The organism is Hymenobacter sp. M1-2 (genome assembly GCF_057808495.1).
On sequence record NZ_JBTYZO010000046.1, the window covers coordinates 1 to 17,094 of the forward strand.

General features: G+C 61.1%; 9 protein-coding genes. 2 read left to right on the forward strand and 7 right to left on the reverse strand.

Features of this window, described 5'->3' with window-relative positions; all coding sequences use genetic code 11:
* The 7 genes from ACYSMN_RS25150 to ACYSMN_RS25180 all read right to left on the reverse strand — a co-directional run.
* The coding region (locus tag ACYSMN_RS25150; protein WP_488926696.1) for a heparinase II/III domain-containing protein at positions 1–1,909 on the reverse strand (1,909 nt) is incomplete at its 3' end.
* A gap of 188 nt (positions 1,910–2,097) precedes the next feature.
* The gene (locus ACYSMN_RS25155) at positions 2,098–4,350 is read right to left on the reverse strand and encodes a T9SS type A sorting domain-containing protein (RefSeq protein WP_488926697.1); all 2,253 of its coding nucleotides are present in this window, start codon (positions 4,348–4,350) and stop codon (positions 2,098–2,100) included.
* Positions 4,351–4,445: 95 nt separating this feature from the next.
* Positions 4,446–6,482, reverse strand: a complete 2,037-nt coding sequence (locus ACYSMN_RS25160) for a right-handed parallel beta-helix repeat-containing protein (RefSeq protein WP_488926698.1) — start codon at positions 6,480–6,482, stop codon at positions 4,446–4,448.
* A gap of 58 nt (positions 6,483–6,540) precedes the next feature.
* A complete protein-coding gene (locus ACYSMN_RS25165) occupies positions 6,541–9,075 on the reverse strand; it encodes a polysaccharide lyase family 8 super-sandwich domain-containing protein (RefSeq protein ID WP_488926699.1) in 2,535 nt (844 codons plus the stop codon).
* Between the two features lie 55 nt (positions 9,076–9,130).
* Positions 9,131–11,239 carry a right-handed parallel beta-helix repeat-containing protein gene (locus ACYSMN_RS25170; RefSeq protein ID WP_488926700.1) on the reverse strand — a complete coding sequence of 703 codons (2,109 nt, stop codon included), beginning with the start codon at positions 11,237–11,239 and terminating at the stop codon, positions 9,131–9,133.
* A gap of 66 nt (positions 11,240–11,305) precedes the next feature.
* Positions 11,306–11,620, reverse strand: coding sequence for a hypothetical protein (locus ACYSMN_RS25175; RefSeq protein ID WP_488926701.1), 315 nt, complete (start codon positions 11,618–11,620; stop codon positions 11,306–11,308).
* 306 nt (positions 11,621–11,926) lie between these two features.
* Positions 11,927–13,507 carry a T9SS type A sorting domain-containing protein gene (locus ACYSMN_RS25180; RefSeq protein WP_488926702.1) on the reverse strand — a complete coding sequence of 527 codons (1,581 nt, stop codon included), beginning with the start codon at positions 13,505–13,507 and terminating at the stop codon, positions 11,927–11,929.
* 426 nt (positions 13,508–13,933) lie between these two features.
* Here ACYSMN_RS25180 and ACYSMN_RS25185 point away from each other — a divergent pair, with 426 nt between their 5' ends.
* Positions 13,934–16,099 carry a sensor histidine kinase gene (locus tag ACYSMN_RS25185; protein WP_488926703.1) on the forward strand — a complete coding sequence of 722 codons (2,166 nt, stop codon included), beginning with the start codon at positions 13,934–13,936 and terminating at the stop codon, positions 16,097–16,099.
* 70 nt (positions 16,100–16,169) lie between these two features.
* Entirely contained in the window at positions 16,170–16,940 is a 771-nt protein-coding gene (locus ACYSMN_RS25190; RefSeq protein WP_488926704.1) for a LytR/AlgR family response regulator transcription factor, read from the forward strand.
* Positions 16,941–17,094: the final 154 nt, after the last annotated feature.

A 17,094-nucleotide genomic window follows, 5' to 3' on the forward strand; every position in this document is an offset into this window, starting at 1 on the left:
GGCTGGCGCCGGCCGGCGTCTTACCCGTGCCTGGCAGGCGCACGAGCAGCTTACGCACGCCTACGTTGCGGTTTTGCTGGTAGGCGGGGTTGGCCGCCACGCCCGGGTCGGCTGTCACTGCGTCGAAGTAAGCGCCGGCGGGCAAGAGGATTTCCGCCTTGAGTTGCTTGCCGCCTTGCGTTAAGATCAGGCTGCGGGTGCTCGTGTTACTGTTAGGCAAGCCCAACGCGCCAGCCGCAAGACCCGAAATCTGGGCTTGGGTGTGCATCATCCACAGCACTTCGACAGATGCCTCCGCCTGAATCTCATCTTGCATCAGTACCTGAGTCGAATCAAACAGCATCACCCCGCGCTGCACCCGGCTTACGTTGCGCGCGTCGCCCGCGATGGGCCGGTAGGCGTCGGTCAAATCCGCGATGGTGAAGGCTTGAGCCGGCGACGACTGGAACGCTATGAGGCTGTCACGTGAATTGAACTTCTGGTTGGCGAAGTTGAGCGGCACTTGGGTGTTGGCGCTGATAGCCAGCGTATTTTGGCCTTCGGTGGCGCAGCGGTAGTAACCCCAGCGGCGGCCGTTGGTGCCGTCCTGCGCCCAGTCACTCCAGTAGCCGGGCAGGCTGTAGTTGTCCAGGCCCATATCCAGGGCCCAGCGCTGGCCCAAAGCGTCGAGCACGAACATGCCGTTGTCGAGGTGAGCATGGCCCACGTCGTTAGGGCCGGCGAGCAGGCCGGTGAAAAACCCGTTCGTAGTTTTCCAGGCGCTACGCAGCGTGGCAACGCCTACTCTGCCATAGCGCCCGTCTTTGTTGGGCAACGCCGCCACTGGGGCAGCCGGGGGCTGCAGCGAGGCTTGGTACCAGAGCATGTGCAGCACGGTCGACAGGTTGCCGGTACCTAGCCCGCGTTGGGCGTACACAGGCAGATTGAACTTGCGCGCCATCCACAGCAGTTCCCGCGAAGCCGACTGCGGCCCCTCGCCCTGGTCAGCGAAGTTGAAGTTTTTGCGCAGCGGCCCCACCATGTGCCAGGCGTAGAAGCCAGTGTTGCGAAAGCCCGGCGCCAGGTGCAGGCCCAGGTCGTTACGCAGGGCCGAATCTAGCGCGTCCTGGAAGTAAATCTGATATTCCAACCCGTAGGCCCAGTACGTCAGCCCCTCATCGCCGCCGCCGTGCGGGGCGTATAGCTGCATCACTACCCGCAAATTGTCGCGGGCCTCGGTGAGCAGGGCCTGCGCCAGAATGGGGTCCTGATCGGCCACGGCCAGAGCCGCCACGCCTACGCCAGCGTTGCAAATCAATCCCCAATTGCCCTTGCTGCGCGTCCAAAAAGCGTTGGCATTGTAGGCACTTTCGCTGGCCCGCAGCCCTTTGGCAATGATAGCGCTGCTAACGGTGGCCCGCTCGGCGGGTGAAAGACCAGCGTACAACCAATCGTACCCGTAGGAGGCTGCAATCATCAGGGCCGACGTTTCCAAAAACTGCCAGTCATCAGTGGCGCCGGTGGCTGGCCCCTGAGCCCAGTAGGGGAAATTCGTAATGGCTAGCAAGTCGGCTTTTGCTTGGTTAAGCCAGCGAGGATCACTGTCCAGCTGATAGAGCCCGGCCAGGATGGTCATTCGCCGCAGTAAGTAGCGGGCGTAGCCGTTGGCGTTGTTGCCTTGCCCATCGGTGAAGGGAAAAGACACCGGGCCGTCGAAGTTGTCGTTCGGGCGGTCCGTACCAGCGATAATGTCCAGCGCGTCTTCTTTAAGGTTGTTGTACCCGTTAACGGCCCGCGGTTCAGTGGCTTTCAGAGCCCGCACGTCCGCTTGATTGTCTGGTGTGAAGTGCAGACGCGGGTGGCCGCTGCGCAGGGTCGTCAAGCTTACGGATTGGGCACTACCGGCCGCGCTGCTTAGCAGCAGGACCAAGAGCAAAGGGCAGACCGTAGTCCAATGCAAGCACAAGCGGCAAGCGTTCGTTAGCGGTGCTGAAGTAATATAACGCATGGGGATGGTGAAGAAGGGGGAAAGAGGAAGCGCAGGACGCGTGGCAATAGGAGGCCTGTACTAACATGGGTAGCCCGGACGTGCGCCAGCACCACCGCCCAGTGGTTAGCTCAGTGGGTGCTCTTTTCGATTTTAGCCAAGCGCCACTGTGCCCCTTGCCGGAAGCGAAGCAGGTACACGCCCGGGGGTAGCACGCGCAGGTCCAGCGTGGCGTCGGCGGGCAGCGTCTGGGTCAGCACAGAGCGGCCGAGCAGGTCCGTGAGCTGCACCGGCGTACCCGCTGCCGCCCCGACCACCGTCAACACGTCGGTCACGGGATTGGGATACAGTTGGACGGCCGACGCTACGCTTGCTGAAACGGGCAGTAGGCCAGGGCTTTCATCCACGCGCAGCAGGTAAGGGTAGTCGGTGGCCGTGACACGCAGCGTCAGGCCGGTGGCGCGCCGCGCTAGCACCGTCACGGGCACCGCCGTGGCGTGCAGCGGGTCGTAGGCTGACACCGTGGCCACCGCCCCGTTCACGCCCGAAAAGCTTAGCACATAGTCTTCCGGCGTTAGGGTTTGGGCCACGTCGCGCGTCATGACGTAGTAGGGAATCACGAACCGGGTGGCGCTCACCTGGTAAGGTAAGAAGGCCAACACCTCCCGGTTGTAGAGCGGTGGGTGGGCCGCCGTGCCATTGCCGGCAAACTGCACGTGGTGGTGCGTGTCGCTGATGGAATCGACGGTTAGCGGCCGGACCGCAGTTAGCGTCGAGTCCAAGCCCTGGCGCATATAGCGCACCAGATTGCCCGTCGCGCGTAATGCGGGCGAGGTATAGGCCGCGTCGTCGGAAGGGTAGGTCGTGTTGGCTTGGGCGTAGTCCTTGAAGCGGTCGAGGCCGATGCCGTACCACAAGTCACCGGCGAACGCGGCGTAGGGTTGTACTTTGGTGGCGCCTTTGTTGAGGAAAAACGCGTAGTAGCGCAGCGTCGTCTTGGCCTTGAGCGCCAGCGCCTGGGCCAAGTCGGTGACGCCGTTTTCGTTCGGCGCAATGCCCACTTCGGTGATCCACATCGACACCGGCGCCGTGGTCCCGCGGGCGTAGCGCCCGTGCCGGGTGCCGAACACGTCGGTGGTCAGGGGGGCCAGGTCGCGGGTAATCGTTTCGGTCTGAATGGCCGTGGCCGGATACTCGGGAAATAGGCCCGAGTAGGTGGGCTCGTAGGTCGTGGGCTGGCCCAGTGCGTTGCGGGCATTGGGCCGGGCCGTGGGGCCATACGCCCGGCGCCCGGTGTAGGGATGCTTGTTGAGCGCCTCCACCCGGGCGGGCTCGGTTGAAGAAGCACCAAAGGGCTGGGTGTTCGTGAAACCGTCGCTCAGGCCCACGCCGGCAAAGGCGGCCGGGCGCTGGCTTACGTAGCTGGCCGTGGCTTGCACAAGGTTGGTCCAGATGCTTTCCCAGTTATAAGTGTAAGGCGCCGAGTCGTAGTAGTCGTTGATATTGAGAAAGTGCGAGCCAAAGGTCAGCTCGTTCCATACTTCCAGGTCGAAGCCTAGGTCGGCTTGGCCGGTGGTGCCCAGCGCGGTGGCTGCAAACGCCGCCACCGTGCCCACATAGGTTTGCCAACCCGCGATAGTCTCGTTGTAGTCAGCACTGCCCGGCACCGAGAAGGGCCGGTATTTGAGCGTGGCCATTGGCACGCTGGCGCCCGCTGCCAAAGCCACCGGCAGCGGCTTCGATAAGGTGAGCGTGTTGCCGCTGATGGCCGTGATGAGCGCGTCGGCTGCCCAGTAGTCGTGCAGGTTCGAGAGACCGCTGCGCCCCACCACCAGCCCGCTCACGTCGGTAAGCTGCACGGTGCGGGCCCCGGCCGGCGCGGCCGCCGCTAGCGTGCGGTTGTAAAACCGCGTCGGGCCCGGTATGCCCTGGTGGGCATTGAGCAAGATAAGTGGGCGCACCCGCCAGCGCCGACAGGCTTGCAGCATGGCCCGCAGTTGCGTGGGGGTGGTAAGCTGGGTTTCATCGTCCCAGCTCACGTTGCCCCAGCCAATCTCAATGCGCCCGTTGCGGATGCCATAGCGGGACAGGTGGCGCAGTTGCAACTCGGGGTTGACGTCCGTGTCCAGGCACATGCCCACGCCAGCCAGAAACTGTTGGGCTGGCACGGTTTCGAGGTAGGCGCGCCAGGGCTGCAGCCAGTGCGAGTGCGGGCCAAACGGCAGGTCGGTGAGCTGGCGCGGGTCGGTGTAGGTGCGCAGCGTGTGGGCTGGACCCTGCGCGGCCGCCGGAAAGAAGGGCCAGCACACGACTGCCAACGATAGCAAACAAAGTACGAAACGCATGCAGCGCAGCCCGCGGTCGGGGCGTAGAATGTCTTTCATGAGACGGACTAATGAAAAGAGTTTTGACGTGGCTTGAATAGAATCGCAACGCTAAACACCGTCCGTTGTCGCGTGGTGAGTGCGCCGACGTGTGGTTAGAAACTTAGTTTCACCCAGCGGCAAGTGCGCCGCGGCTGGGCGGCAGAGGCGGGCAAGGAGAGCACGTAGGTGCCAGGAGGCAAGGCCCGCACGTCAAGTACTCCGGCAGAGTCAAGTTGGGCGTCGAGCATAAGTTGGCCCAGTAGGTTGTGCACCTGTACAGCCGCGCCAGGGAAGGCACCCGCCACGGCCAGTCGTTCGGTTGCAGGATTGGGGAACACGTATAAGGCTGGGGCAGCTGGCGGGGTTGCGCCCGCGGCCGTCAATACGCCGCCCAGCAGGGGGTAGGCACCTAAGTCGACGGGCACGCCGGCGGGCACGCCCAGCGCGCGGGCCACGTCGGGGGGCAGGGCCGCACCCTTGCGGTAGGCCGGGTTAGCCGCGCCGTTTTTAAGGTGATAGTCCCCCGTCCCATCCGAGGCCGCGTTCACGAAGAAAGGGTTGGTGGCCTGGTTGTCAATCGCCAGGCCGTGCGCCTCAAAGCCCGTCGCCGCCCGGAAGGCAGCCAGCGTAGCGTAAGTGACGCTTTGATTCACGCCGGTGGCCCACTGGACGACCTTGGCCGGCTGGGTGGCATCGGCGCGGTAGTAGCCGTTATAGTCGAGCCCGCCCGCGGCCACTAGCGCATGAGTTTGGCCAGTGCGGGAACGGCTCGCTTCCAGCATGTCTTCGCTGGTGTTGATGGCGTTCGAGAACAGGTTGTTCTTGAGGATGGTGCGCTGGGTGAGAAACTGGCAACCCGCACTCACTTCGTTGGGTACATTATCCGGCCGGTTGCTTTCCTTGACGATCACCGCTTGCTCGTTGTCAACAAGCGTGTTGTTGTACAGCTGCGCGTCGAGCGAGTTGGCCACGCAGATGCCAGCCCACCGGTTGCCAACGCATATGTTGCCCGCAATCAGGCAGCCGCGCGAAATCTCGAAGAAAATGCCGAATCTATTGCCGAGCACCGTGTTGTTCACTACCACGGCGTCCTTGCAATTAAGGTCGAGCCAGATGCCATTGCTGTCGTTGGCTTTCACCTCGTTGTCGCGGATCACTAAGCCCAGCCGCGCTTTGAGCTTCAAACCCGCCGCGTTGACGCCGCGGTCGAACTGTTCGTAATTGTTGTGGTCGAAAGTGTTGTCCTCCACCAGCAGGCTATCCATGTTGTTGACGTCGAGACCGATTTGCCCGTTGTAGGCAATGCGATTACCCCGAATCACGCACTGAACGGGGTTGGTGGGCACCGTGCCCGATTGCCCATAATCGCGGATGCCGCTTACCCCAGACCAGGCCACCACGTTGTTTTCGAGCGTAAGGCGGGCCGAGCCCACGCGCAGCGCATGCTGAGCGTAGTGGGCAAAGCCCAGCCCGCGCACTTTCGAGTAGGGGCTAAGCCACATGCCCAAGGCGCTTGTGTAGGCCGTGGCTTCTACGGTCTTGGTGTCCGGGTCACTGGTGCTGTACACGTAGAGCTTGTTGGTGGCTGGGTCAACGTAAAAAGTACCAGCCACCACGTTGTCGCGGGCGGCCACCTGCCGCAAAGATGTGTTATCGATGAACACCATGTCCGTGTAGCGGGCCATCGCCGCGTCGCCTGTTCGTACCGCTTCGTACGGCAGCGGGTGGTCCCAACCATCGTGACGCCAGCGGTTAGGGCCGTCGGCCACCCAATTTGTCACTACTAAGCTGCCTTTGAACCAGACTTGCTCGCCAGGATAAGGCTGAATGGTCAGGCGCTTACTTGTAAACGACACCTCCGCATTGTTACCCCCGCGATAGGTGCCTTGGCGACAGACAATGGTGGTGCCGGCGGTGGCCGCGGCCACCGCTCTCCGCAGAGAGCGCCAGGGGGCGGTCTGGCTGCCGGTGCCGGTGGTATCGTTGCCGGTTGGGGCGATAAAGCGGGCCGTGCCGTCGGTGGGCACATTGTAGCTGGTAGGGATCAGCGGCAAGCTCTGCGCACGGGCCGAGCCTATCTGGACGATAAGCAGCAGCCCTCCGACTAGGACCGTACGCAGTAAAGAGGTCGGCAAGTCGTTGTTTTTCATCAGAAATTTCTACTCAAGGGTCAAATAAAAAACTAAGCGCTTCTCAGAGCAGCGCGGCTCAAGGATTAGTTTTGGTGATCTTGACAGTACGCCGTTGGATGCCCTCGCCTAGGCTCAGCACATAAACTCCAGTCGGCAACACGCGCACGTCTACCGTAGCGCTAGCATTTAGGACGGTATGAAGCATTCGGCGACCCGCCAAATCGGTAATGTGCACGCTCGTGCCAGGCGCTTCGCCGGCTACGGTAACTTGGTCCACTACGGGGTTGGGGTATACGACTGCGGGCGCGCTCCCCATCCGGTTGGCCGTGGCCAGCACGGTGGCGGTGAACTGCTTAACCAAGCTTTGACCCGCTTCGTTGCCGCCGGGCAAGGCGAAGAGAACCTGGGTGGTGTTGGCCGCGACGTTGTAGGTGGCACCGTTCCCTTGCAGGCGGCCCGGCACCGTCACGCTCACGGTGAGCGCCGCGTTCTGGGGGTTGCTCACGGACAGCGTCGCGGTGGCTCCGCTCTCGCGCAGCAATACTAGGCAGGGTTGGTCTACGGCCAGCGTGCGCCCGGCTTGCACCGGCACGCTGCCAGCCTGGTAGAAGGCGGCTTGTGTAACACCATCGGCGTCGTGGCGCACGGCTTGCACTTGGGGCGTATTGGCCAGCACGCGCACCGGCAAGTTGCTGGCGTAAGTGTCAAGCTGAGCCGGCGTCACGTTTGGTACCACCACGTACTGGTAGGCCGCGTCGTTCGGGTTCGAGCCGTGGTCGAACCACAAACTGAACACGCCCTTGGTGACGGCAGGCAAGGTAGAAGAGGCGTGCAGGTTGATGCTCTGCCAGGTGCCGGTCTGGTTCTCGTTTTTGAGCACCACGTTGGCCGTGCCCGGAAAGAGGTAGCCCACCCCGTCGTGGTGCACCCACTGCGGGTCGGCGAGCACGCGCTGGCCCGCAGTGGGCGTGCTGGTGGCGCCGGCCGCGCTTTTTACCGTCACCGCCCCCGTGAGCAGGCACTGGTTGACGCTCGTATAAATCGGGTTGGGCCGGCTGCCACTAATGCCCGCTCCCAAGCACACGTAGGCCTCGTCGAAGTAGAACCAGGCCTTGCGCGCCCGCACCGTCACGGTGCTCGCGCTCGGGGTGGCCATGTCGCGTGCGGCCAGGTCGTAGGCAGCCGCGCCCATTTGCCCGTCTGTGACCCCGCCGGCAAACGTGGTCAGGCCCTTGAGGTTGTTGGGGAAGACGCCGAAGCCAGCCGTGATATGCTCGGCCGTGATGCCGGGGATGCGGGCCCAGTCCCACACGGGAAAGATGTCGCGATACTCGTCGCCGCGCCGGTAGAGGTAGTTGGCCCCGTAGCCGAGAAACCAGTTCTTGAGCGCTTGCCCGTTGCTTTCGCTGCCGATCGTGCGCGTCGAGTGCATGCGCGTGGTAGCCAGGTAGCCGGGGCGAGCGTGGCTCATGTAGTCACTGCGCCAGAAGTGGCGGGTGCCACTCAACGTCGCGGCTTGCGTGCCGTCGACGGCGGCGGCCAGCGCCGTCAGCTCGCCCGCTCGCGGGCCGCCGACTTCAGCCAGGCGCCGGGCCGCCGCCGCCAGCCCGCTGGCGTTTTCGCCCAGGTACGGGTTGATCAGCTCGCGGCCCACGGTGCTGTAGTCATAGGTTTTGCCGCGCACCATCCAGCGCTGCCCCTCCAGCAGCAAATTGGTGAGCATGTCGCGCTTGGCCGTGCTGAAGGCGTAGCTGGTGCTGCGGGCGGTGTAGAGCCAGTAGGAAACGTCTTCGGCAAACTGGCGGCCGTAGCCGCCGCTGTAGAGCAGGTCGCCGTGGAAGTTGTAGCTGTAGTCGGGCTGGATGCCCTCGCCTGTGGTCACGAAGACCGTGTTCTGGATGGCAGTGAAGCCGTAGGCAAGCAAGGCCTCGTCGCCCTCCAGGCAGCCGCGGCGGATGACGTTGCCCGCCGTCCACACCATATTCTGACCCTCGCAATCCTGCATGATTCCTCCGTTGTTACCGTAGCACATTCTCACCCCCGTAGTGGGCAGCCGACTGACGGCGGCCTGGAACTGGGCAGCTGTCAGCGGGGCCGGGCCGGTGGTGGGGCGCAGCACGTCTTGCATCACCAGCAGCAACGGCCCGAGCACCTCGCCCTCGCCGATGTTGCGGTGCCAGAAGTTGACCGACGTGGGGTTGACCGTCACGTAAAAGTTGAGGCCCTCGGCAATGCGTTGCGCCAGGGCGGCGCTGCGGTAATGCGGGTTAGCGTTACCCGAGGTGGGGGCGCGGTGGTAGGCCAGAGCCATCTTCAGCAACCGTTTGAGATGGTTGACCGGGTCCCACGAGCCGCCTTCGGTGCTGGTGTAGTCGATGTCCGGCCAGCTGCCATTGGCCGCCTGGTCGGCCAGCAAGCCGTTGACGTAAGACGTGGAGGGCGCTGCCTCCCGCAGCGCGTCGGCCCGCAGGCGGGCCTTAACGGTGTCAGTGGCGGCTGAAGCTACGGCGCGCAATGGCAGGAGGATGCACAGCGCGATGCCTAGCCCAAGCAGCGAAAAAACAACCAATCGGGTGCGCGTAAAGGGGCGAAGTTGGCTCGGAGGGAACATCTGCGAAGGATAAAGAAGGTGAAGGCAGGAAATAGCACAAGCGGCTGATTCGCAGCTACTGCGGGCTTTTTATTATGCGCCAGGGGTGCGGGAAGCCGGCCCCATTCAGCCACAGGAAATACACACCGGGCGGCAGCGGACGCAGGTTGAGCGTGCCGGCCGCCCCGAGCGAGGCAGACAATGCCACTTGGCCCTTAAGGTCGCACACCTGCACCGGCGTGCCCGCCGCCGCGCCAGCCACGGTCAGCCGGTCCGTCACCGGGTTGGGGTACACGGTGGCCCCCATTCCAGTGTAGCCGGTGGCCGTAGCCAGCACGGTGCTCAATGGATAGGCGCCCAGGTCGACGGGCACGCCAGCCGGCACGCCGAGGGCGGCGGCCACGTCGGCGGGCAGGGCCGCACCCTTGCGGTAAGCCGGGTTGGCCGCGCCGTTTTTGAGGTGATAGTCGCCCGTGCCATCCGAGGCCGCGTTCACGAAGAACGGGTTCGTAGCTACCTCGTCGATGGCCACAGAACTGTGCGCCTCGAAGCCGCTGGCCCCTTGGGCGGCTTTGAAGGTGGCCAGTGTGGCGTAGCTGTTGCTGGCCCACTTGATGAGGGTGGCGGGCTTGGTCTGATCAGCGCGGTAGTAGCCGCTGTAGTCGAACTGCGCGACGGGGACGGGGGTATGGGTCGTGGAAGACCTCGACAGTTGCAGCATCGGCTCGGTTTTATTGGCGGCGCTTGAGAGCAAGTTGTTGCGGATCACGGTGCCTTCAGTGAAGATGCGCGTGTCCAGGGGTACCCCCCAGGCAGGTGCTTCCCACGATTTAAGGTAGCGCTCGCTCTCCTTGATGAGGAGGTTTTGCTTGTTGTCGACGAAGGTATTATTGTAGACGTGCGCGTTGTGCGCGTTGGCTACCATCACGCCGGCCCACGTGTTGGCCACGCACACGTTGCCGGCGATCAGGGCCCCGTCCGAAATCTCGAAGAAGATGCCGAATCCCTCGTTGCGCCGCACCGTGTTGCCTATCACCTTGGCCCGCTGGCAATGCACGTCGAGCCAAATGCCGTTGGCTTTGTTGTCTTGCACCACGTTGCCTTTGAGGAGCACATCCTCGGTGTCGACCAGCTTGATGCCGCCCGCGATCCACCCCCGGTCGAAGGACTCGACGTTGTTGTCGCGCAGGGTGTTGTTGAGGAGTTGCAGCCGGTGAGAACCCAGGCAGTTCACGCCCAGGCGCGCGTGGTAGGCGATGACGTTGCCGACGATTTTGCAGTCTTCCGCCCTCGTCGGATCTGTGCTTCCTCTGCCCGCCAGCAGCAGGGCGTAGTCGCCGTTGTGGGCGAAGACGCAGTTTTCCACCTCCATGTTCTTGGCAGCCAGCACGAGGGCCGCTTCGGCGAAGTGGGCGAAGCCCAGCCCGCGGAACTTACTCTCGGCAGCCGTTGCGTTCCATGACCCTAGAGCCGTGCGGTTGACGGCTGCCTCCACGAGTTTGGTGTCAGGATCAGCACTCGCACCTAGGTAGAGCTTGTGATTGGCCTCGTCCACGTAAAACGTGCCCGTCGTCAGCGCGCTCAAGCTCAGCACCTGGGCTTGGCGCTGGCCGTTGACGAAGAGCATGTCGCGCAGATCGGCTACAGGTGGGGTTTCTCCTTCAATGGGGCTGGGCGAAGTCTGGCTGCCCTCGCTCACGCGCCGGAGTATGTGCGTCCAGTTGTCGTGGCGCCAGCGGCCGCTGCCGTCGGCCACCCAGTTGGTCACCACCTCGCTGCCCTTGAACCAGACCTGCTCGCCGGGGTAGGGTTGCACGGTGAGCTTGCGCCACAGGTTAAGCTCGTTGATGCCCTCGCCGCGATAAGTGCCGGCTCGGCAGACGATAGTGCTGCCGGTCGGGCCGGTAGCCACCGCTTTTTTGAGCGTGGCCCAGGGTTTGGCTTGACTGCCGTCGCCGGTCTCGTCATTGCCGGCCGGGATAGTGGAGCCAGTGGGGATGGAAGGAGCAATGAAGCGGGCTGTGCCGTCTGTGGGCACGGGATAGGTGGTAGTGGTGATCAGCGGCACGTCTTGCGCCCAGACCAGGGAGGTGTGCAGGGCCAGCACTAGCACTAACAGCAGCAGCCCACGGGCAAGAGAGCGGCCCCGCCGGCCGGCCCTAAGCAGTGTGTTCACGTTTTTCATAAAAGAGAGGAAAAAGGGGGAGGAAAAGAGCAAAGCGTGAGGCAAGTGGAGGTCTGTGCCGGGCACCTAGTGTTGCGTGTGTGGGGGCAGTGGAGCCACCCGACTTGCACCTTGTAAATATGCAAGTGCTCTGCATAAAATACAGTAGGCTGTGCGCGGTGGCAGGACCAAGGCCATGGTGTAGGTGCTCGTGTTCAGGTTGGCACTGTTGTCGAAGGCGTAGCCCACGGCCTTGTTCACGGCGCCAGCCGGCAGCGTCACCGTCACGGTCTGGGCGGCCGGATACAAGTCCACGTGGGTGTTCACATCCCAGCTGGGCACCTCCAGCCACAGGAGTAGGTAGAACTCGCCGCTGCGCTTTTGCAGCAGCAGTTGCCGCACGTTCGTGGTGCTGCCGCTAAGCGTGTAGGCCAGCCGTTGATGGTGTTGTTAGACGGGGGCGTGGCGGCTAGCACGTCTTCCCGCAAGCGCCGGGCGATGGAGTCAGTATCGGCCGAAGCCAGAACTGGGAAGCCTTCGGCAAAAAATCCAAACGTTAACAGCAACATTGCCCACCATGTCGGGAGAAAGCTGGTGCGGGCAAAACGGCGAACAGGTGGTGAGGCAGTACATTTTCTGTCCATAAGTCAAATCATTTGAAACGAAGCTGATTTCACCGTGGAAGAGCCTGATAGGCCCGTATTTTCATCAGAACTCGGCCTTAGTAACTTTGACGACTCGGCGCTGGATTCCTTCACCCAGGGTTAGCAGGTAGGTGCCCGGCGGCAGCGTACGTACATTCAGCGTGCCTGCTGAACCTAGCGTGGTATTGATTACAATACGCCCGAGCAGGTTGCGCACCTGCACCAGTGTGCCCGCTGTGCCCTCTACAGTCAGCACGTCCGTCACGGGGTTGGGATAGGGTAAGGCCGACTCTTTGGCAGGTTGATTCGGCGGCAGGGCCAGTGCCTGGGCCGCGGCGGTCAACTTAACAATAGTGAGTTTGTCGGTGACGGGCAGGCTGAGGGCGCCGTTGGCCACAGTATGCGACACCGTACTAGCGTTCGCATTGTTATCGAGCGAGTAGAGAGTGGCCCGGTTGATGGCGGCCGGCAGCGCCAGCGTCACCGGCTGCGGGGCCGGGTACAGGTTCACGTTGGCCTGCACGTCCCAGCTGGGCACCTCCAGCCAGAGGAGCAGGTAGTAGTCCCCATTGCGCTTTTGCAGCAGCAGCTGCCGCACGTTGGCCGTGCTGCCAGTCAAGGTATACGCCAGCGAACTGGGCGTGAAGGCTGGGCCCGGGTCAGCTAAGAGGCGGGTCAGGTGCTGGACGGCCCGGTACGCAGGCTTCTCACTCAGGTCTTGGCGCAGCAGCCCGAACAGCGCCTCCCGCCCACTCGTGCCCTGGTTGACCAGCTCGTACTTGAACGAGCGCATAATGCCGCGGCGAAAGAACTCGGCGTACAGGCGCGCCGTGTACTTGCCCTCCGCTTCCTCCGACACACCGTCCGCCGCCAGCTCATTTGAGTAGCCGCACTCGGTAGCCTGCGGAGTCTTGCCCGAGGGGCTTTGCCGGTTCAGTAGGTAGGTGAAGTTCCACTCCAGGCTGCCGTAGCCGTTGCTGCCCCAGCCCGGGGTGCCAGGCCAGCGGTCCGACTGGTAGGGGTGGATGGTGGGGTGATCGAGCCAGGCATCGAGGTTGCCCACGGCTTGGTAAGCGGCCATTGACGTCAGGGAGGGCCCCAGCACCGGGCGGCTGCGCAGCGCTGGGTCGGCCTTAACGAGGCGGTAGAGTTCTTGGGTGTAAATGCGAATCTTGCCCACCCAATCGGTCTCGCGCGCGTCGTGGAACAAGTCATACTCGTTGGGCGCCTCCAGGGCTTCAATGGCGCCAGGCACCACGCGGATCTTTATTTCATTAAGTTCTTCCGAGATACGAGCCGGCTGCAAAGGAGACAGGTAGTTGTCCGGCCGCCGAGCCGTGATGAAGGTGGTGCGGATGCCGTGTGCCGCGTACAAGTCGTTGGCCCGGGGAAAGACGCCGCCCACGTCGCCATCGCGCACGTGGCGGATGCTGGCGGCGGCGAGCTTAGCTTTCAGGTCGGCATAGCGAGTGGCATAGATGTTGGACTGTGCCCAGTGCGTATTGACGCCGATGCTCTCGACGAAGGCGTCCGCCGGGCGCGCCGGCACCTGCGCCAACATCGGTGCCGGCCAAGTCGCGGTTCCAAGCACGCTCATCAGCAATGCCTTACTCCTAAGTAACTCCGAAGTCAACAGGTGTTTCATGTAAGTCAGGCTGAATTGGTGGCAATAAAACAGCTATCAGCAGGCAGCACAGCCAGCGTGCTTTAGTATGGCGCTGGCGTAAAAGAGCGGCGGTAATACTTCTCCGGTACATGAGGAGATGCATGCTCTTTCCCCCCAAAATTTAAACAACATGGTAAGGTGAGTCAAAAGTAGAGGAAGTTTCCTCATTTTCTTTGTAAAATGCAAAAAATCAATCCATATCCCTGTATGACCCGCCTTATAGGCCATACAAACGGTACATTATACTATGTGAACGACATAATCGCGGACCAGCACCCGTTAACAATATCGAAATAGTGCTGATTCGCTTCCTTATTAAGCTTAGGTAAGTACTACATAGAGTGGATTGTTAAGCGATTCTCCAGTACCTTCCCCATTTATTACAATTAAGTTCCCGCAAGTTCCATGGTGAATCCATCCTGGCTCCCGCTGCTGCTTTCCTTTACCTTCATCAGTACTCCCCACCCGAGTCGTCCGGATAAAGTTGTCAACACAAAAGGGCCAGCTCCCTCTGCGGCGTTGGTTCACGTACAAACGTTGCTACAACAGAGTGTACGATATCAGGTAGAAGACTCCGTAAAGGCTTGGCATTTCGCTAGCCAAGCGCTGGCGGCAGCGCGACACGCGCGCTCTGACTCGTCAGTAGCGGCAGCGCACCTAGCTCTCGGCAACGTGTTGAGTATGCAACCGCGGTATGCTGCTGCCCGGGCCCAATATCATCAGGCCCTAACCATCTATCAACGCCTTCGGCAGCCAACTGGCGTAGCCGCTAGCTACCGCGCGTTGGGTACCCTCCACCTCAATTATGACAACCTTCCTGCTGCCCGACAGGCGTTTGAGCAGGAGCTAAACTTGACGCGCCAGCAGCTCGCACCTGATCGCCTTCAATTAATAAAATGCCACAATGCCTTGGGCATCGTGTACTGCCGAATGGACAAACCGGCTCGCGCACTCGATTACTTGCTGCAAGGCTTGCGTCTCGCCGAGCAGCTGCATGATTCAGCGCAAATTGGCAAGGTGGCCAACAACGTGGCCAATACGTATACCATGCTGAATGATACAACCCTTACCCGCCGTTACTTTGCTTTGGCCGCACGCGGCCACCGCGCCGCCCACGACACGGTGTATACAGCCGCAGTCTTGGCTGCCCTGGGTATAGATTATCTGTATCCAGATGTCCCATCAACGCCGAGGGAATTGTCGCGGGCTAGCCACTATTTAAAGCAGGCCGAGGTGTTACAGCAACAACTAGGCTCACGAGTGCCGCCTAGACTGCAAGCGTTTATAACATTTGGGTTAGGTGCTTTAGCAGAAGGGCAGGGGCGTCCTCGTAACGCTCTGCGTTATTATCGCCGGGCCGAGAGTTTGTTTCGTGACCAGCGCAACAGGGAATCGCGCATCGGTGCCCTACGTGGATTGGCCCGCATGTACCAACAGACCAGTCAACTTGCTCAGGCCTGGGAGACAGCCCAGCAGGCGTTGGCCGAAGCCCAGAAAGTAGGCCTGCCCGAACCGCTGCGCGACACCTATATCCTACTCAGCTCGTTGAGCGTAGCCCGTGGCGACTACCGCGCCGCGTACACGTATCAGGCCCGCGAACAAGCATTGCAGGATACGCTTTTCAACCAGAAGCAAGTTAGGCAGATGACCGACTTGCAGCTGCGGTATGAAACCGAAAAAAAAGAAGCGCAAATCCGCCTACTGCGCAGCAATGCAGCCTTACAGCTGCGCAACCGAAACTTGCTACTCTTTGCCTCACTGGCCGTGTTGTTGGCCCTGACTCTGCATGGTGTGGCGGCCGTGCGGGGCTACCGCCGCCAACGCCGTAGCATTCGCTTGCTCGAAGCCAAGGAAGTGGAACTGGCTGCTAATAATGACGATTTAGTTCGCACGCAGCAACTGCTGCGCCGCTCACTTGGCGAGAAGGATGTGCTGCTGATGGAAATACACCACCGGGTCAAAAACAACCTGCAGATTGTGTCTAGCCTACTAGATTTGAAAGCGAGAGAGAAGCAACCATCCGCTCCCCAGGTAACTGCTGCACTCCGGGAGTGCCAAAATTGGGTGCGTGCTATCGCTTTAATCCACGAGATGCTGTATCGATCCGATAATCTAGTGCGAATTGATTTTCAACCCTTCCTCGAACGGCTCGTGGCCGCGTTGCAGCAAGCTTTCGCGCTCCCCGGTGCCCCCACCTTCGCCACCACCGTGACGACTGATGGAATACAATTGAATACCAACACCTCCGTGCCCATTGGTTTGTTGATTAATGAGTTATTGACTAATGCCTACAAGCACGCCTTTACCGGAATAGCTCTGGCAGATGCCCGCGTAGAAGTACGTATGACTGGTAACGCCACCGGCACCGATTACACCCTAACCGTAGCCGACAATGGTCAGGGATTGCCACCGGGTTTGGATTGGCAGCAGGCTTCTTCGTTGGGGCTGCGTTTGGTGCGTTCATTGACAGCGCAGCTCGATGGCACCCTACAAGTGACCAGCGCGCCCGGTCAAGGGACTTGCTTTATTGTTGTCTTTCCCGAGGCCAGTGAATCGCAACTGCCCACCTAACCTTTCCACCGTCCGAGAAAACTTTTTTTCTACTTTCTTTTCCTTGTTCACGTTGTAGCTGCTGATTTGCATGCCCCTACGCAAAATACTGATCGTCGAAGACGAAGTTATCATTGCCGAGAACCTTCGTGAAATCCTGCTGGAACTGGAATTTCAAGTCACTGGTGTCGTAAGCAGAGCTAGCTTGGCCTTACAATCGGTGCGGCTCGACCCGCCCGATTTAGTGTTGCTCGACATTCGCCTGAAAGGAGAGTTGGATGGCATCGATTTGGCTAACCGTCTACGTGCCGAGCACCACCTACCGTTTGTGTTTGTGACCTCGTTAACAGACCCAGCCACGGTAGCGCGCGCAGCCCAGGCGCGACCTCACGGGTATCTGGTCAAGCCATTTAAGCAACAAGAAGTGTACGTTGCGTTGGAAATGGCTTTTGCCGCTGTAGCTGCTGAGCAGGCAACCAATAATACGCTACCAGCAACTTCCACCTTCGACAGCCTGTTCGTGCGCGAGCGGAAGCAGTTAACGAAGGTGCCGTTTGAAGAGGTGCTGTGGTTACAGGCTGATGGCAATTACACCTTGCTACGGACCAGTACTACTACTCACACACTTTACAATACGCTACGACAAGTGGAAGAGCGTTTACCGCCTGCTGAGTTCGTGCGCGTGCACAAATCTTATGTGGTAGCGCTAGCAATGGTCACGTCCTTGGAAGGACGCCACATAACCTTGACCAACGGTCAGCTCATTCCCGTTGGCCGTCAATATCGGGCTGAATTGTTAGGCCGCTTGAATCGGCTTAGTACTTATCGGTCAGGGAAAAGCACTGATGATTTGCAAAGTTGAGTAGGCAATTCTTTGTTCTCTACTCCGCCGTCTGGCTCTTCTTAGGTGTATAGTCCCAGCGTGAGGTGGGTCGGGTCCCGGATAAAGATAGCGGGGTTCTTTTGCCACTGCGCACAGACAAATTCGTGCGGGGTAGCCCGCGCAGGGTCTTGAG